The 18,397-nt window shown below is 59.4% G+C and carries 12 protein-coding genes, 1 tRNA gene and 1 pseudogene; 9 read left to right on the forward strand and 5 right to left on the reverse strand.

Features of this window, described 5'->3' with window-relative positions; all coding sequences use genetic code 11:
- Positions 1–101 precede the first annotated feature (101 nt).
- The 7 genes from glmS (at position 102) to MLE43_RS15110 (ending at position 5,982) form a co-directional block, all read left to right on the forward strand.
- Positions 102–1,934: a glutamine--fructose-6-phosphate transaminase (isomerizing) gene (gene glmS, locus MLE43_RS12875; RefSeq protein WP_243304659.1), complete on the forward strand. Its 1,833-nt coding sequence runs from the start codon at positions 102–104 to the stop codon at positions 1,932–1,934.
- Positions 1,935–2,024: 90 nt separating this feature from the next.
- Positions 2,025–2,147, forward strand: a complete 123-nt coding sequence (locus tag MLE43_RS14930; protein WP_275976212.1) for a hypothetical protein — start codon at positions 2,025–2,027, stop codon at positions 2,145–2,147.
- 85 nt (positions 2,148–2,232) lie between these two features.
- Positions 2,233–2,391 carry a hypothetical protein gene (locus MLE43_RS12880; RefSeq protein WP_243304660.1) on the forward strand — a complete coding sequence of 53 codons (159 nt, stop codon included), beginning with the start codon at positions 2,233–2,235 and terminating at the stop codon, positions 2,389–2,391.
- Positions 2,392–2,458: 67 nt separating this feature from the next.
- A tRNA-Val gene (locus MLE43_RS12885) sits at positions 2,459–2,533 on the forward strand.
- Between the two features lie 281 nt (positions 2,534–2,814).
- On the forward strand, positions 2,815–3,621 hold the full coding sequence (locus MLE43_RS12890) for a hypothetical protein (protein WP_243304662.1): 807 nt from the start codon (positions 2,815–2,817) through the stop codon (positions 3,619–3,621).
- Between the two features lie 139 nt (positions 3,622–3,760).
- Positions 3,761–3,967, forward strand: coding sequence for an excisionase family DNA-binding protein (locus MLE43_RS12895; protein WP_243304664.1), 207 nt, complete (start codon positions 3,761–3,763; stop codon positions 3,965–3,967).
- A 242-nt stretch (positions 3,968–4,209) separates the two neighbouring features.
- Positions 4,210–5,982, forward strand: coding sequence for a protein rep (locus tag MLE43_RS15110; RefSeq protein WP_420843209.1), 1,773 nt, complete (start codon positions 4,210–4,212; stop codon positions 5,980–5,982).
- Between the two features lie 300 nt (positions 5,983–6,282).
- Here MLE43_RS15110 and MLE43_RS15115 read toward each other — a convergent pair.
- Positions 6,283–6,612, reverse strand: a pseudogene (locus MLE43_RS15115) (SOS response-associated peptidase); the annotation flags it as partial.
- A 636-nt stretch (positions 6,613–7,248) separates the two neighbouring features.
- On the opposite strand from MLE43_RS15115, the gene MLE43_RS12900 reads away from it, so the two are divergent.
- Both MLE43_RS12900 and MLE43_RS12905 read left to right on the forward strand, forming a co-directional pair.
- Positions 7,249–8,400, forward strand: coding sequence for a hypothetical protein (locus tag MLE43_RS12900; protein WP_243304666.1), 1,152 nt, complete (start codon positions 7,249–7,251; stop codon positions 8,398–8,400).
- Positions 8,401–8,544: 144 nt separating this feature from the next.
- Positions 8,545–8,877, forward strand: a complete 333-nt coding sequence (locus tag MLE43_RS12905; protein ID WP_243304668.1) for a hypothetical protein — start codon at positions 8,545–8,547, stop codon at positions 8,875–8,877.
- 168 nt (positions 8,878–9,045) lie between these two features.
- Here MLE43_RS12905 and MLE43_RS12910 read toward each other — a convergent pair whose 3' ends face one another.
- From MLE43_RS12910 to MLE43_RS12925, 4 genes are all read right to left on the reverse strand, one after another.
- A complete protein-coding gene (locus tag MLE43_RS12910) occupies positions 9,046–12,849 on the reverse strand; it encodes a hypothetical protein (protein ID WP_243304670.1) in 3,804 nt (1,267 codons plus the stop codon).
- A gap of 159 nt (positions 12,850–13,008) precedes the next feature.
- Positions 13,009–14,196 (reverse strand): tyrosine-type recombinase/integrase, encoded by a 1,188-nt coding sequence (locus MLE43_RS12915; RefSeq protein WP_243304672.1) that lies wholly within the window; start codon positions 14,194–14,196, stop codon positions 13,009–13,011.
- Between the two features lie 597 nt (positions 14,197–14,793).
- Positions 14,794–15,018 carry a hypothetical protein gene (locus MLE43_RS12920; protein ID WP_243304674.1) on the reverse strand — a complete coding sequence of 75 codons (225 nt, stop codon included), beginning with the start codon at positions 15,016–15,018 and terminating at the stop codon, positions 14,794–14,796.
- Between the two features lie 278 nt (positions 15,019–15,296).
- Entirely contained in the window at positions 15,297–18,395 is a 3,099-nt protein-coding gene (locus MLE43_RS12925) for a BamA/TamA family outer membrane protein (RefSeq protein WP_243304677.1), read from the reverse strand.
- Positions 18,396–18,397: the final 2 nt, after the last annotated feature.

Here is an 18,397-nt window from a genome sequence, read left to right on the forward strand (position 1 = left end):
ACACCTGTGGTTTCCCGGTGACCTCAGGGCGTGTGTCCCCCGCCACATTGGAACCTCGGCCCGGCCCGGCTAAGGTCGGAAAGATCAGATCGGAGTCCCCCATGTGCGGAATCGTCGGTTACATCGGCCAGCAGGGTGCGGCGGGCATCCTCGTGAACGGCTTGCGGAGCCTGGAGTACCGCGGCTACGACAGCGCGGGCGTGGCCCTGTCCGATCCGGCCGACGGATTCCGGGTCATCCGGGCCTCGGGCAAGCTCGCCAACCTGGCGGGCAAGGTCGATCTCGCGGACCCCACGCCCCTGGGCATCGGCCACACCCGCTGGGCCACCCACGGCCGGCCCACGGAGGAGAACGCCCACCCGCACCGCAGCGGCGACGGCCAGGTGGTGGCCGTCCACAACGGCATCTTCGAGAACTTCCTGGAGCTGCGTGCGGAACTGCAGGCCGCCGGCGAGACCTTCCGCTCGGAGACCGATACGGAGTGCTTCCCCGTGATGGTCTCCCACCTGATGAAGCGGGGCCTGGCCTTTCCGGAGGCCTTCCGCGAGGCCGTGGGCCGCATGCGGGGCATCTACGCGCTGGCCTGCCTCCAGGCCTCGGACAAGGACCGCATCCTCGCGGCCCGTAGCGGTCCCCCGCTGGTGCTGGGCCTGGGCGAAGGCGAGACCTTCCTGGCCTCGGACGTGGTGCCCCTCCTGCCCCACACCCGCCGCGTGATCTTCCTCGAGGATGGCGACCTGGTGGACCTCACCCGCGACGGCGCCCGCATCTTCCGCCTGGACGGCAGCGAGGTGCAGCGCACGGTGCACACCATCCCGTACGATCCCATCGCGGCGGAGAAGGGCGGCTACAAGCACTTCATGCAGAAGGAGATCTTCGAGCAGCCCCAGGCCCTCTCGAACACCCTGCTGAACCGCCTGCCGCTGGACGGCGAGACCATCCCCCTGGACCTGCCCTTCAGCGCCCAGGAGCTGGCGGACCTCAACCGCATCCACATCGTGGCCTGCGGCACCAGCTGGCACTCGGGGCTCGTGGGCAAGTTCCTCATCGAGCAGCTGAGCCGGGTGGCCGTGGAAGTCGACTACGCCAGCGAGTACCGCTACCGCGAGCCCGTGATCCAGCCGGGCACGCTCCTCATCGGCATCACCCAGAGCGGCGAGACCGCCGACACCCTGGCCGCCATGAAGGAGGCCGCCGCTCGCGGAGCCCGCACCCTGGCCGTGTGCAACGTCATGGGCTCCACGGCCACCCGCCAGGCCGAAGCCACCATCCTGACCCACGCCGGCCCCGAGATCGGCGTGGCCTCCACCAAGGCCTTCACCACCCAGCTCGCGGTGCTGACCCTGCTGGCCCTGAAGCTGGGCGAGGCCAAGGGCACCGTGGACCCGGTGCTCAAGGCGGAGCTGCTCCAGGGCCTGCGGGAACTCCCCGCCCATCTGGAGCGCCTCAACGGCCTGGAACCCCGCATCATCCAGTGGGCCCAGCGCTGGAAGGACGCCACCGACTTCCTCTACCTGGGCCGGGGCCCCTGCTACCCCATCGCCCTGGAAGGCGCGTTGAAGCTGAAGGAAATCTCGTACATCCACGCCGAGGGCTACCCCGCCGGCGAGATGAAGCACGGCCCCATCGCCCTCATCGACAAGACCCTGCCCGTGGTGGCCCTCATGCCCCACGACGCGCACCGGGAGAAGACCCTCAGCAACCTCCAGGAAGCCGCCGCCCGCGACGGCCGCATCCTGGCCCTGGTCACCGAAGGCGACACGGGCCTGTCCGGCATCGCCGAGGACGTGCTGGAACTGCCCGCCGTCCACCCCTGGCTGGCGCCCATCGTCTACGCCGTGCCCCTCCAGCTGCTGGCCTACCACATCGCGGTACTGCGCGGCTGCGACGTGGACCAGCCAAGGAACCTGGCCAAGAGCGTGACGGTCGAATAGCCCGACCCGAAGTTCCAGGAAAGTCACAGCGCCCACCGGGGCCCGAACCGATCTTCAACGCGGACGGGTGTCCCCTGGATGGAGGCTGCCATGGCCGCCCACTTCCTCCGCCGCCACGATTTCGCGCACGACCCCTCGATCGACTGGCTGCTGATCCTGGCCGGGGCCCTGTTCGCCTGGCTCTTGTGGCCGGCCACCTCCATCCACCATTGACCCTTTCAGGAGGGTTGTGATGGCGCCGGGCAGGTTCGCGACCCATGTTGGGTATGGACCGTGGTCCTCAGGATTGGAGGTCCCCATGACCGCCCATGCCCATCCCCACCCCCATGGCCATCCCCACTTGCATCCCCAGGTGCCCCTGACCCGGTTCGCCTTGGATCACCCCTACGCCGGCGAATGGGCCCTGGTGACCCTCGGCACCCTGGCCGCCCTGCTGCTCTGGTACTGGAACCGCTGAAACGACCCGCCACCCCCGCCTGGAGGCTCGACAGCCGCCCCCGTTCCGCTAGAATGGAACTTCGCGCTGGCGCGTAGCTCAGGGGTAGAGCACTACCTTGACACGGTAGGGGTCGGCGGTTCGAGACCGCCCGCGCCAACCACAAACCCAAGAAGAGCCAGGATTTACGGATCCTGGCTCTTTTGCGTACCCCCTCCGCGTCAAAATGGCGTCAAAAACTCCTCCAAGGATTCCGGCGGTCCAGGATGCATGTAGAGGGACGCCAAGCCGGATCCAAGTCCCTCTTCTCCTCTAAGGGATGAGCTCTTTGCCCAACGGCAGTCTGAATCGTGATCCTTGGTTCGTCCGGATCGGCATGCTCTTCTGCGCACCATACTGGACGCTTCTTTCTTGAATGAATGAGAAGGCCCTGGAGTACGTGGCATGCCCAAGCTCAGATTCCAAACTGAAACGAGTGAAGCCCGACCTATTCCGCCTCAAGGCCTTTTCTCCGTGATGTGTTGGCCTCAAGAACCAGAGAAGATGAAGGGCTTCCTCGGAGTGGAATTCTTCAGGCTCATGGAACAGGCGGATGCCCAACCTCAATTGAGAGACAATCCCGACTTCATCCAGGGGCTCGAATTCATTCGGAAACAACTCGGGGGCTGGACTTCTATCTCAAACATGCCTAAATCGCACGAGGTCTTTGCAGATATGAAGAACCGCATGATGCGCGGTAATTGGGTCGGTGGAACCCTCTGCATGGCCTATATCCTCCGGAAGAACCACTCCGGGCAGATCGAGGGGGAGATTTCCTTGAGAAGGCTCTGGACGTTCCTCTTCCAAACGAGAAATCAGTACTTCCCAAAACCCCCCAAGAAGGAGGCCCTGAGAGAAGCCTGGGATGAATTCAAATCTGTAGCCCACCTCTGGGCAGCGAACTTTTTTATCAACCAATGGATGGCAGAAACCCTCGCTGATCGTACGAAAGAGAGCCTCGTTCATTTGGAGATCCAGTCTCCCACCCAAGAGACCGTTACTGAGATTATCCTCTCTCATCACGTCCCATTAGTGCTGGCGCTGGCGAAGGACTTTGAAGAATTTGGACTGAACTTCAAACCGTCACATTCACGGAAGCCACTGCTCGATCCAGAACGTCTGTGGACCTTGGAGGATGTTCCAAACAGGAGTTTTCCATTTCCCAAAATCATCCTGAGTGACCAAATTCTAGAAATATTCAACGACGCCTAGACCGGCAAATATGATCGTTTCCACTGTGGGGATGACTCCCCCCACAGTCATCACTGTTCGCCTCTCTTCCCCCACAGTTGTGAAATCCTGATGCTTCCTCATGACGCTCGAATGCATCCGAGCCCTTGAGGAGATCCACATGGACAACAAAGAAACATCCCCTGCAAAAGCCGCCTACAGCATCGCGGAATTCTGCGGACTCGTGAGCCTGGGCCGGTCGCGGGTCTTTGAAGAGATTCGCGAGAAGCGCCTTCGCATTGTGAAGGTCGGGCGCAGGACTTTGATTCCTGCGACGGAGGTAAGCGCCTGGCTTGAACGCTTGGCCGGTGAACCGGTTCGAGCCTAGAACATCGTCGATGAACCTGGGGGGCCGCGAGGCCCCCCTAGTCTTGACTAGGGCGCAACATTTTTCGCGCCCGGTCCCTAGGTTTGGGGCAACAGATGACTTGGCAATTCAGGAATCAATCCACAGGAAGTCGGCCTCATCCGCTAGAGGTTGCTGAAGCTCTGAGCCTCAGCATTGAACAGGATCTCCAGAAGCGGGTGCTTGATCCCAACAGCGCGGTTGATCTCCTCGCCTTGGCCCGCATGGGGAGGCGATGGGGGTACTTCGAGGCCGCTGCGGGGGCCGAGAAGAGTTCTGGTCCTCACCATCGCCTTCCTCTGGAGGAAGTGGCGCGTTGGATTCGGGATCAAGTGAGCCCCTATCCAGACCTCTTCAAAGAGGTGGTTGAGGCCTGTAAAGCACTCGAAAAAAGATTTCTACTGGCTGATGTCAAGCGCCTGGAGAGCTGTGGGACAGTCTGGTGGTCGCAGCATATCGTGCGGGTTTTCTGGAAAGACCGGCATGGGCACGAGCGCCTCCGGCGGCAGATCGGAATTCATCGCTGTAAACATGCCTGGTGCCCCACTTGTGGGCGCTCACGCCAGGCCCAACTCACAGCAGAGATCGAACGGATGCTCATTCTGTCGCGAGACTTTGGACTTCATGAAGGGCATGGGCGATTGGTTACGTTGACTGTTCCGAATGGGCGTTGCATCTACACCTTGAGAGAACAGGCACACAAAGCCTTTGCAAAACTTCAGCGAACAAGATGGTGGAACCGGTTCGCCTTTGGTTGGGTGCGTGGATCGGAAGTGGTGACAGGACAGGATGGAGACTGGAACCTGCATGTGCACCTGCTTGTTATTTTTTGGGCACCAAAGGTGAGCTATCAACAGCTCGGGAGAGTGTGGACCCAGGAGCTTGGAGGTACCCGCGAGAATGGCCGGAGGTTCGTTGTTGATTGTGAAAGTCTCGAATCCAAACGCTGGGGCCGGAAGGATGGTCGACCCGGGGATTTGAAAAGACGGGGCGGCCTCGTCAGGGCCGCCCGATATATCTTCAAATACCTAACCAAGGCCGAGGACCTCAAGAACCTTCGTGGAGGGCCAGGGGGATTGGCCCATCTGGTTGGAGCTACGAAAGGCCTGCGCAAATTCTCCGTTGGAGGAGGTTGCTCTGTGCTTCGGAGGGCGGCCAATACACTTCTTCCATCACGAATGTTCCAGGCTGAAGAAGCTCTCGCAGGTACCTACCTGAACCAGGGCCGGCCGCCATGGCGTGTCGAGGTGGTCAACCCGGAAACCGGGGAAATTCGAGATGGACCTCCGGAACGCCTGAAGGACCCTCGTCAGGGGGCTCTGGAGCGGTGGGGGGAGATCTTGGAGACCAATCCCATACCGACCCAAGGGCAGGCTCTCCCGGGTCGTGTGGTGGGGGTTCCCTGTGGACCCCGGGGAAGGTACCGACGCGCTGGCGTAATGCCTCTTGCAGGCCTTGGTCCCACAGTCGTGGAATTTGAACGAAGGGGGAATGCATCAATCTGCGGTGTCCGCGCACTCTTGGGAGAATGGAAGGTGAAACGTTGGCAAGAGCAAAGCCAGAAGAGCGCAAGGACCCTCAAATTTGCCGCTGTCCTGCCATCAAAGCGCTACAGCTGGGGGAGGGCCCAAGCAGCCATTAAGGCGGCCCTGGCGCATGGGGCAGATGGCTGGACCAACATGCGCCTAGCAGCGAATAGGGAAGCCAGCTCTATTCTCTTGGACCCCCTTGCGCGTTTGGATGCCCATCGTGCCCTGATGGCGAACCTTCCCAACACCGAGGATCAAGCAAAAGTAGAGGTTAAGAATGCATGCGATTTGGCCAAGGAGCGAATCCAGGACCTAGCCTATGAACAATTCGCGGATGGCCATGCGAATGCGCACCTTGAAAACCTCCTGCATCTCGTAAGACACCCCAATACTTGCTGGAAGGCCCTTGCACTCGATCAGCACCCCCTCCCTCCACTGGCAATCACGGGAGTTGACGTATCTCGTTAAGTGGCACGCATGCTCCATGGAAGTCCCCCCGCGATGTGGTCGTCGTGCGGAGCGTGCCTCAGCGATTTACCTAGTCTGATACTTGGTCCCTCCGGGGATTCACATGGTTTTCATGCGACTCCAACACGGTTCCAACACAGCTCCAACACGGTTCGAACCTGGTTCCAACGCGGTTCGAACACGACCCGAACACGATCGGCTCATACACCGCTCGCACATGGCTCGCATACGGCCCGTGCATAGCTCGCACACGGCCCGTGCACAGCTCGCACACGACTCACGTACCGCTCGTACACGGCTCTACACCACTGGCAGTATTAACTCAGGCCCATCATTCCTGGGGTTCCCCACGGCCTTCCCCACTGGATGGGCTGCCATCAGATCCGGGGGGATAAGGGACAAGCATGGGCTGGACCTCTTTAACCTGAGCTGCTTGGTCGAGCCAGGGGCCCACGCGTCCTTGGGCAGGATTGCGGGCATCCGGTTATGGATTCCGGCCATTAGTTCGTTCGTTTCCCTGGTGACGATGCAGGCGCTAATCATGACCTCGCCATTCAGCCCCTGCCAATCCTCCAACAAGCTCACGAACGCGAAGAGCTCTCCATCGATGGGGTGGATATTGAACGGCTGTTTCTCCTTAGGGGACCAGCCCGAAGGCTTCCGTCAGGCTCTCGGCGCTAAAGGTGAAGGTGTAGCGGCCGCACATAGGATGGACGATGCCCGGAATCCACATTCATGGTTCAGAACTGCTTTGCCAACATGCCGCATTCGAGGAGCTACCTGGGCTTTCTCATCTGTCACGTATCGAGTGCAAGACTGGGCAAGCAAGTTCGAGGCCCCCTCGATTTGTTAGCCCCTGCCTTTTATTCATACCCTCCGTCTACCGGAGATGTCCGCATGCGCTTTCCAACCCCGGGACAGACGAGACCCCGGCATGGGCGGCTCGTCAAGACTGATGCCGTTTCAACCGGAAAATTTAGGATTGCCCTAAATGTTTAAGTGATGTTCGGGTTTGATATGATGAATCCTGTGTCCCCTAGGCCCATCCTATTATTCGTTTAGGCGAACCTGCCGGGTCTTAGGCCTATCCCCTTATTCAAAGTTAGGCATCCCCTCATCAGGTGAAACATGTCCTCGCCTCTTACGGACCTAGACGAATTGGTACTTTCTTGTCGGGACGAAAGGGCTAAGGCATACCTCTTTGAAGCTGTCTCAAGCTATCGTGCTGGGGCATTTAGGTCTGCGATTGTTGGGACCTGGATCGCCGTGTGTTTCGACATCATCGACAAAATTCGCGAACTCTCAATAGCAGGTGACACCGAAGCAGAAAAACAGGCTGAAGAGCTTGAAAAAATTAGAAAAGAAGGCGACATCTCTAGGGCACTCAGGTTTGAGAAGGATCTACTGGTGCTCGCACGAGATCGTTTTGAGCTACTATCGCCTATCGAATTTATCGATTTAGAAAGGCTTCAAACAGATAGAAATAGATGCGCGCATCCATCCTTGGTTGCGGAAGACCAGGCGTATGCGCCTTCAGCAGAGCTTGCAAGAGCTCACATACATTCTGCAGTTACACATCTCCTCCAACACCCACCGGCGCAAGGGAAATATGCTTTGCAGCGCCTTACAAACGAAGTTGATTCCGAATATTTTCCTACGAAAGAATCACAGGCCATCATTGCATTCTCTTCTGGCCCGCTCCGGAAGCCAAGAGAATCACTCGTTCGCAACTTTACAATCGTACTCATTAAAAAAATGGTTAAAGAAGACCTCGACTATAAGCAACGATACAAAATCACTGCTGCGTTATCAGCAATATCTAAAATGCATCCAGGTCACTATCACAATACCATCGCATCTAAGCTATCCCATCTGATTCGCGCATTAGATGACACTGAATTAATTCGTGCGATTCATCTCCTAACTTTTGGTGTTCCAGATTGTTGGGGAAATCTTGAATTGGATATTCAACAACGACTACAAAACTACGTAAAAATGCTTCCGTCAGATACTTTTGAAGAGATCGAAGGCATCCTATCTTTCGAACCATTGCGGGCCATTGCCGAAGAACGGGTGAATCGAGCAACACGTGATGACTTCAAGAATACCTATTTCTTTGAACTCCCGGGGCAAATTGCAGATCGCTTGATTGACCTGTATCTATCCTCTCGGTCCTTCGATCAGGCCAATGCGCTTGGCAAACAACTCATGATGAATGCCAGTGATTTAACCCCTGTCCATATACATCGCATCCTCGAAGGTGTTCAAAACAATAGCGAAGTACGATACAGTTTTGAACTTAATCCTCTGATTACTTCGATTCGTGCTCGAAAACAAATTCCAGAATCCGAACTCGACGATCTTCTTGCCAGCAATGGGCTATCAGAGTTTGTCTCTGTAGGGTCCCAGGATGCCTAACCCTCCGCTTAACTCGGACCCCGCCTGCATTGCATCCCCTCCCTCTCAAACTCCCGCTTCCTCGGCTCCGCTCAGCGCCTCGGTGCAGGCGGGGCCGGTTAGCTTCATTCGTTAGGCAGCTTCATCAACCAAACAGGAGTAGTCATGGCGCGATTGACCAGATTTCTTCTTGTTGTTGTTCTCGCCGCTTTCACGGCCACCCAAGCTCACGCTTGCGATAAGGCTGCTGCGAAAAAGGCCTTGGCCAAGATGCGCCCGTATATCGTCGCCAGTGTCGCAGTAGAAGACGGGTGGGTGGTAGTCACCCTTGGACAGGACTACTTCTCCTGGTCCGACCGGCAAACGGAAGGGATCGTCACCACGTATGCAAACGCTGATGCCTGCGTAACAGGCCAAGCTCGAAGTTTAGAATTCCGTTCTCCATCGGGGAAATTGGTGGCTCGTGCCGACCGGCTTCGCGGTATTCAAATGAAATAGCATTGTGGCCCAAGTTGCCTAACCCTCCGCTCAACTCGGACCCCGCCTACATTGCCTTCCGCTCTTTCTCTTCGTTTCGCTTCCTCGGCTCTGCTCAAGTCAGGCACTAATACCGTTGAGATACGGATTGCCTTTCATTTTGCGCGGGAAAAACTTTCCATACATGAATCACTCATGCATAGTTTGGACTCTTTCTGCTTCTCGAAGATAGGATTCGGAAAGCTCCCGCATCGTAGCAGCGAGTCGAACATACCCGGCGAGGTCGGCTGCTCTTCCCCTCTCTTGATACCGGGCTGCGAGATCTCTTTCAGGCTTGCCCTCCGGGTCAACCCAGTGGACCCCCCGCGAATTGAATTCACCCATTCTAAATCCGGACCTAATCAGCTCCGCATCCTTTGCATCAAGAACCTTGGCGACCGCTCGATTAATCCAAAAGCCATCGAGATCCGCAGGGGCGTGAATCAACACCTCGCCAAGAGTCAGCAAAGCAGGCCTAAGACGTCCGTTCGAAGCACAGGTGTCACGAACCACCGAGATCCATTTTTCAAGGGCGGCTTCATTGAAAGTCCCGTCTGGATTCATCCCCGGTGGGATGGCCCAGCCTCTTAATAGATGATAGGCATTGGATGCGTTTGCCTTCTCTCGGTCAGTGAGCTCTGACTGCGCTTTTTCTTGGTCCTCCGGGCGGTAGAGGATCTCTATCATTTCGATATATCTTGCTGGGTCTCTTGACAGTGATTCCCATAGGCCTCTGGGGGTAATCCCGAAGTGGTGTTCGAAGAATGGCAAGTATGTCCATTCAATTGCAATAAGGTCGTCAATAGAGGTTTGGGGTGATTCCTGGAGGTGCTTGATCACTTCTCCAACGCTGTAGAAATCTATAGCGAGAAGCTGATCTTCACGGGTAGCAACTTCCAACAGGGATTTCACTGCAATCTGTTCATCAAACGGCAGGCGTTCATGCACCATTCGTTTAATGCATAGCAACGCCATGTCGGGGCGGCCATTGTCTAGCAGGCAACAAGCTGCGGAAACGAGGTCAACGTCGGGTTCGTAAGGATTTACCCTTGTTACTGCCCAGTAGAGCCGAGCATTCTCACCCATCAGTTGTTCTGCTCTCGACCAGGTATCTTGATGGAAGGGGAGAAGAGAGAATAGCGCAGGGAGCTTAGATTCATCCCATGTTTGCAAGGTTAGGGAATCTATCCACTCCCACCTCTGACGTGAGAAGCGCCCGACAACATATCCGTTAGTGAATTTCGCAATCGGCTCGTGTTCTGCGCCTAGTAGAGCGGGGAGTAAAGCCTGATCGATTCCCGAAATTTCCGAATCTCCAACGGCAATACCGACCTTGAACGGTGCCTCACTACTTTCCGCAAGGCGTAACAAACCAGGAAGTCCTTCCGCGCCGAACAGCTTCTCTACAGTGGTTCGACGGGAATCAATCAATCTCTCCATCCGGAGAGTAAGGTCTTCATCGTCGTCGTCGAAATATTCGAAATCTCGGGAGTGGAAGAGTTCTCTAGCTAACAGCTCGACTGAATCCGGCTTGATTAGATCGCAAGTCACCTCAAGAGCTTCGAAGACTTGCGGATCTAATCGCCAACCCGTATCTGGGTACTGCCGATGCCGACGTAAAGATCTCTTTAGATTTCTCCAGCAGTCCAGACGAATCGCTTCGTCGAGCGACATGAACTCCTCCGAGTGCAGTAGCGAGTTCAGTCGATGTATCTGCGCGGGCGCAAGGCGATTGACTTCTGCGAGCAGCTCAGGCAAATACTCCCTTTGCCTCCATCCCAGATCAAGGGACATACCCGAGATGGCCTCAATCTGGGCCAAATAATCCTGATTTGACACAGATTCCTTGAAATCTGCCGGAATGAAATCTCTCCAGGCCGGCCTCCTGCTCATATCAGACACTGCATGAGCGCTAGGCAGGAAGGTCAGAAACAGTTTCCAGGCCAACGCCGGGTAATCATCGGCAAGACGACGAAGTGTCGACAACCTCAAATCCACTGAGGCTGTGGTTTGAGGTAGCCAAGGCATCAAAATGGTTTTGAGTGAGTGTTCAGGCGTATTTCCAGAGTTTCCCCCTGGGTCGATCGCATCAAGCTCGGCCAATGCATTCGATACCCTGGGGAGCAGGTTTTCATCCCACGCGAGCGTCTCTAATGCCCAAAGGAGGCCTGGCATGTATGACATCCCAAATGGAAACTGCCCATTCTGCTCAAAGAGTGTTTCGAAACATGCGTTTGGATCGGCCAGTCCAAACTCTACGGCTTCTAGAAATGCTGCTGGCGATGCCTCCGCAAGCTGTGGGAGCAGATTTGTTAACGACGCCCAGCGCCTCCAATCGTGATTTGCAAGTAGCCTTCGCACTGCTCTCTCTGCTTCTCTCTCCGGGATTCCTACCCCACAAGAAATGAGAGCTTCGGGGTGACTTCCCAACAGGGCTAAGAAATCCGCAAGCCCTTCCCTGAGAGAGCTCGAGTACTGGTTTGATTTCCCGAAGATCGAAGCAGCAAATCGCTGGTCCTTGCCTAGATCAAGCCCAGGGTTTGATTCAGACAGGACATCGATCGCCAAGTCGGTGCCCATCCGGACTTGATTTTCGAAAATGCGGTGTCCTACACCGAGCCATGCCTCAAATCTCGTGTGAAACCTCCAGATCTTATTTTTTTGCTGCAGGGGAGTGCCAGGAAGAAACAGGAATTCCCGAATCTTCTCAATCCACTCCCCATAGGGTTTTCCCAGGACACGACGCACGGCTTGTAGATCCGCCTCTGATGATTCGTCCCACGAGCCTATTGTGGTCGCGATCGCAAGTTCTGAGGCATCACCCCGTTGCGACCAGTCTGGATGCATTGATAAGCCTTGGAGGAGTCTCAGGAGGAAGGGGATGTTTCCCTTCGTTTTTTCTGCGACGTTCCTCGCTCGTTCCTCGGGGTATCCCGATGCTTTTAACGCCTCGGTAAGCTTTTGAACTGACGGCCACGGGAGAGGAGCCGTGAGGACATCGGGGACGCCACCAGGAAGGACTCCCCGGATTACTGAATGACCATTCTTCCTGGCCCGCTGAATCAAATTGGTCCCATCGGAGGTAGTTAGGTCGAGAGTGGGACCAACCACCAAGATCAAGGGTTCCTTGCTGCCGGTAAGGCGCACCCAGGTGTCGAGGTCGCGGACGATTACGCACCGTCCAACGGCCTCATCACGCTGGAGCTCCGGAAGCGATGCGACATAGGCTGAAACGAAATCAGGTATGTGATCTGGACTATGAGTGCTCAGAGTGACCAGACCACCACTAGTCTGGAAAGCTTCATCAAGTTTTCGACATGCCAGATCTCGCCCTGTTGTGAAGACATCTGGATTCAATGGTGGCGGTTCCCCGAATGATTTTGTTGTCAGCCACCTTTGATCCGTAGTCTCCATGCCTCCTGGCGAGATAGGAAGCACCTGTGTAGCCAGCCAATGGCTTACACCTTCGTGAGACATCAGCCATTCATTGAGGGCTGTTCCATCGATGATCCGGATGTCTGCCCATTTCTTCTCGGCCTTCTTTTTTTTAACCCACTCCTGTTGTCCGCCGTTGAGGAAAGTAAACTTCCAGCCCTTTGAAGCAGAAATAGGGGTCACAAGTACCAGTGTCGATTCCTTACGATCAGCCTCAGGGACTGCAGCTGTGGCAGATTTGTAGTCCTCATTTGCTTTTCCTCTTGAATCTATGCCGGTGCCCAACATCCAGACTGATTTTCTCTTTGGGATGTATGGTGGCGTCGCTTCTGGCACTTCAAGCCACCCATCCACGCCGTGCTGATTGGTGCCTTGGCGCCCTTGGAACCGTTTATCAGATGGTTCCTTTGCAGTGACTGCAATCAGGCGTTGTACCAGCTCAGCTATCAGCCCTGGCGCGATAGCGGGATTTGATCGAACCCATGCATCAAGATGGGATTCATTTACGAAGACGTACAAGACATTCCCCCCGTAGAGATCAAAACGCTTGTCAGCTCTTAAGGCACCGGGTTTTCGCTTTACCGAATGTACTACAATCGATCTTTCCCAATGGGATCGAAATGATTAGATGAATTGATCATTGCGCGTTAGACAAAAGGTCAACCTTCCCCCGTTAACTCAGGCGCCGGTAAATCTCAGAGGTTGAACTTTGGTTGCGCCAATACCGAGTTTGGGAGCGTGTGTCCTCACGGAATCCGCCTGGGCGTTGGGACTGAGGTGCCCGTAGTACCGCTCCACCATGCGCGTATCGCTGTGCCCGAGCTGGGCCGCGACATAGGCCAGTGGAACCCCGTGGTTCACAAGAGCGCTGGCATACGTGTGCCTGAGCTCGTGGAAGGTGAAAGGCGGAAGCCCGGCCGCCTCGCACGCCTGGTTCATGCAATAGACCTGATCGTAGGGGGCCCAACCCTTGTCTTCCACGAGGCCCTTCCGCTTGGTGCGGAGCACATTCCCTCGCGTCAGGAGGAGCTCGCAGGAATCGCGTCCCTCAACGATCTGGCTGAACCAGGCTTGTGCCTCCTCAGTGAGGAACACGTGGCGGCTCTTCCCCGATTTCGAGAACTCGATGTAGAGGCTTCCATTCCGGGCGCTGAAGTCCTGGACCCGCAGGCGTGTGAGCTCTCCGTATCGGGCACCGCTGAACAGGGCCGCTTGCACTAGGGCTCGGAAATCGGGCTCTGAGGCCTCCACAAGCTTCCGCTGCTCCGCAATGGTCAGATAACGCACCCGGGAGGAGCTCACGTTCTTGAAGGGCTTCACGAAGCGCCATGGGGCAGGTTCGAGGACCTTGTTGCTGGCGAGGGCGTGATTGAGGGCCGCCTTCAGGATGCTGAGCACCCGGTTCGAGGTGTTCCGGCGCTTGCGCGTCTCCTCTTCCGACATGGGAGGCCTCGGCGCTTCTTCAGCCTTTGGAGCGCTGCCGTCCTCGGCTTCGTCCTCCGGATCCTCGTCCTTGGGCTTGCCTGTGGTCTTCCGGGGGGTCTCGGAGAGGGCCAGATGCCAATCCTCGATCTTCCGCCGGGTGAGCTTGGCGACAGCCACGGCACCCAGGACAGGAATGATGTGGGCGTTGGCCGTCTGCTCGGTGATGAGCAGCCCCTTCATGCCCCGGCGCTTGGCGTCGTACAGGTAATCCCTGAAGGCATCCGCCACGCTGTAGGGGCCTACAGGAACCACCTCACCTTCCGCAGCGAGGATCGCGAAACGGTTGCGGGTCTTGAACCAAAGCTCGGCCTTGTCGGTGGCCTGCTTGTAGCTGAGGACCCCAATCCCATCCGCCACCGCGAAGTCATCCGCGGTGCCCATGCGCTCCTGGCGCTGTTTCCGGGTATCCGGGTCGTACCACCGAACCAACCAGTTCCCCGCCGATCCGTTGGTCGGGCGTCGGTACAGCAAATAGGACCCGGCTCGGATCTGTTCGAGGTGGAGATCCCCGGGGGTGAGCTCCAACCGCTTGTTTCGGCTGTCGAGGGAAGCGCTCCGCTTCGTCCTGGCCATGGTTTGCACCCCGTACCGCGTCAAAATGGCGTCAAAAACTCGGCACAGACGAGTGTGGACCTCCACAACCTAAAAATCAACAAGTCCCTTTTTTATCATATTTTTATGGAGTTCGTCGAAATCCGGACAGGTCCGCCAAAGTCCACGTAAGTGTTGAAAATCGCGTTTCTCAAAATTGACACGGTAGGGGTCGGCGGTTCGAGACCGCCCGCGCCAACCACTGAAGGCCGCTGACAAGCGGCCTTTTCTGTATCTCCAATCGGGCGGTCTCGGGCCGCCGAGAAAGTCCGGCGGGCAGGTAGGGCCCGTGCCCAGCCGGACGCATGGTTCGAGACCGCCCTGATTAGTGAAGGCCATGGCCAGTGGCCTTGATGGTTCTCTCCAACCCGCCGATCCCCTAAGCGATCAGGCCCGGCTCATGGCCTGGCCGTGCTTCGCGATGACCTTGTCGGCGGCCGCCTGGATCTGGCCCCGGGACTCTGCGTCGTGGAGGCCGGTGGCCAAGTCCCGGAGCGCCAGCGCAATGAGGATCTGGGTGGTGGGGCGCTTCCCCCACTCGGGATCCTCCCAGTGGCCATGGAACCAGTCCGTCAGGCGAAGCAGGAAATCCAGGGCAGCTTTGGACAACATGGGGTCCTCCTGAAACCGGGTTGCCGGTGGAACGCCGCCATGGCCGCAACCCGTTCGCGACAGCGGCGATCAAGAAGCCGGGTCACCCAAACCCATGCGCATGGCCCTGGATGGACCCGGAACGAAGGCCGTCAATATGGGTCCCTGCTCGGACCCAGGCAGAAAAAACAGGCGAACGGTCGATTCCGGGCTCCCAGCGGTAGACGCTCGCCCTTCCTGGGCGGGCCCCCCTGGGAGGCCACCGATCCCGGCTCAGGCAGCGGGAGGTTCGACGTCGCTCAGAACTGGAACCCCGCCGAGATCAGCAGGCTCTTGAGCTGGGTGTCGCGCTCGTCCTGGGTGCGGGGGCGACCCATGATGCGCTTCCAGTCGGCGGCGTATTCGATCTTCAGGGGGAACCCCAGCTTGAGGATCAGACCGATGCCTGGCGTGATGCGCAGGGGGGGGTATTGTGGCGCTTGGGCTGGGATGGCCCTGGGGGTGGCCGGGACCGTGGTGAGGTCCAATTCGTAGTCCTGGGGGGCGGGGCTGTGGTAGATCTGCCCGGCGTCGACGAACACCTCGCCCCAGACGCTCTGCCATCCGAACAGCGGGAACCTGTATTCCAGGTTCAACACCACGATGGCCTGGCCGCCGAGGGGGATGGGTTGAGCCAGCACGTTGGCCTTGGTGTCCGTGTGCTGGATGTTTCCCAGCATGTCCGGCTCCACGCCACGCACGGTGAAGGAGCCGCCGCCGAAGAAGCGCTCGGACAGCGGCAGATCCTTCGCGGACTGCGCCGTGGGCCGGGCGAGCCCCAATCGGGTGCTGATCATGACCACGCCGTTCTCCGCGTGGAAGCCCACGGGCCAGTTCCATTGGTAGCGCAGGTCCGCCTTTACGAAACTGCTGTTGGCGGAGGTCCCGAAGAACTGGTTCGCCAGCTCCAGCCGGCCCAGGAAGAAGGTGCCCTGGGTGGGATCGTAGGGGCGGTCCCGTCGATCCACGGCGATCTGGAGGTAGGGCGCGGAAATGATGCTGCGGGGCGGTGTCCTCGCCAGCAGGAAGAGGTCCTGGCCTGCGAGCAGCGGCACGCCATTGCTGTCGGTATTGGAGGCCACCTCCACCCGCTCGAACCGGTAGCCGAGCTGGACCGACTGCACGGGGCTGACCTTCCACTCCAGGCTCGGCGTGAAGCGGCGGCGGCGGGCGAAGAAGGCGGCCTGGGCCTCCTCGATGTAGGCGCCCTCCAGCCGGAACCGCGTGCGGGGCGCCAGCAGCGAATCCAGTGAGCCGGGCAGGAACCAGGGGTCGGTGTAGCCGATGCTGTAGCTGTCCACGGACCGCTTGATCTCCCCTGTGGGGAAGGCCCGGCGCAGGAAGGGGCTGTCGAGGGTCTGATCCCCGGCCCGGAGGCCGAAATCCAGGGTGCGCCCCATGCCGCCCACGTTCAGGCGCTGGGCATTCAGGCCGAAGTGGTAGCCCTGGGTGTTGTCGTAGCCGAAGGACTCGGTGAACACCCAGGGACTCCGCTCCTGCAGGCGCAGGGCGAGGTCTCCGCGCTGCCAGGGTTCCTTCTCCTGGCCCTCGAGATCCTTCAGGGTGAGCAGGTCCACCCGCTGGAAGGCCCCGAGTCCCCCCAGCTGGACCTGGCTCTCGTCCAGTTTCGCGGGATCCAGCGGCATCCCCGGGGCCAGGGCGGTCTCCCGCAGCACCGCCTCGGCGCGCGTCCGGTCGCTCCCCTGCACCACCAGCCGCCGCGTGCGATCCAGAGGCTGGGCGGGCACCTGGATGCGCACCACCGGCTTGGTCTCGTCATCCTCGAAGGTCAGCTTCACCTGCGGGTTCGCGGACCCCGCCGAAGACAGACGCTGGCGCAGGTCCGAGACCACCAGCGCCAGGTCGTTGCGCACCAGGGGAAGCGCGGGCTTGAAGGTCAGGCGGGCTCCTTCCGGCGTGGTCTCGAGGGTGCCCTCAAAACCCTGGAGGTGGCGCCGGTCTGAACGGTAGGTCGAGGCGCCGGCCCCCTTCACTGGACGGTCCCCCAGCACCAGCAGCAGGCTGCGCGCCAGCCGATCCCTGGGGTAGGCCGGATCCGCGGGCAATTCCAGCACCAGCGCATCGAGGAAGCGCCGCTGACCCTCCCGGATGACGAGGCGCACATCCACCGCGCTGCCTTGGCCGCCTTCCACCCGACGGCGCACCCGCACTTCGGGGAACCCGCGCTGGAGGTAGTACGCCGTGAGGCGGTCCTCCAGGGCCTTCATGGCCTCCGCCTTGGCGTGGGGCGGCAGGAGGAGGAACCGCCTGGGAAGCGCCACCGCCCGCGACAGTTCCGCCTCCGACAGCTCGCGGTTCCCTTCGAAAGACACCTTGCCCAGGACCCGGCGGGGTCCCTGGTCCACGGTGTAGGTGATGGTCACGGCCTTGGGTTGGTCCGCGGTGCCGGCCGTCACCTCGCGGACATGCGACACCTTGACCTCGGGGTAGCCCTGGTCGCGGAAATAGGCCGCGATCCGGCCGTCGCCTTCGTCCAGCAGGCTCGGCGCGTAGCGCTCGGCCCGGACCAGCGGCACGAACTCCGTGAGCCGCGGGCGGCCCCACAAGGGACCGAGTGGGTTCAGGCCCTTGGCCTTCAGCGTGACCTTCGGCCCCGGCCGGACGTCCAGGATGAGCACGCTCCCGTCATCCACGGCGGGAACCAGGCGGATGGCGGCCTCCAGGCGCCGGTCCTTCACGAGTCGCTGGCGCAGGCGGCGCTGGGCCTCCCGCTGGACCGCCGGGGTCCAGTGCGTGCGCCCGGGCTTGATGGCCGCGATCTTCAACAGGGACTCCCGCGTGTAGGGCGCAGGATCCCCTTCAAGGCGGACATCCCGGATGAGCCGGGGCGGACCGAGGCTCAGCGCCAGCCGGAGCTGCCGCCCTTCGGCCTCCACGGTCGCCTTCACATCGGCCTGGCGGTACCCGGCCTCCCGCAGACGCTGCTCGGCGTTGCGCTCCAGGGCATTCAGGTGCTGGGCTCCCAGGCGCTGCCCCTTCCGCAGCTCCGGCAGCAGGGTCTTGCGCAGGCTGTCGGGCAGGGGATCCCCTTCCCAGCGCCAGCTCTCCACCGGCAGCAGCGGTTCCAGGTGGATGACCACTGCGCCATCAGGGGTGAAGCTGCCCTCCACCGTGCGGTAGCGGTCCACCAGGCGGACCGCCGCGAGCGCCTGCTGGAACGCCGCGGCGTCGATGGCCCGCCCGACCTCCAGCCCGGCCGCGGCCTGGGCGAACCGCCGGTCATCCTCGCTCCCGCCTTCGATGCGGATGGAAAGGACCGTCCGGACCGACGCAGCCTCCTGGCCCATGGCGGAAACCAGGGCCAGGAGGCTGCATCCGAGGGCGGCGCGGAAACGCACCG

The sequence above is a fragment of the Geothrix oryzisoli genome (genome assembly GCF_022808865.1).
Classification (GTDB): domain Bacteria; phylum Acidobacteriota; class Holophagae; order Holophagales; family Holophagaceae; genus Geothrix; species Geothrix oryzisoli.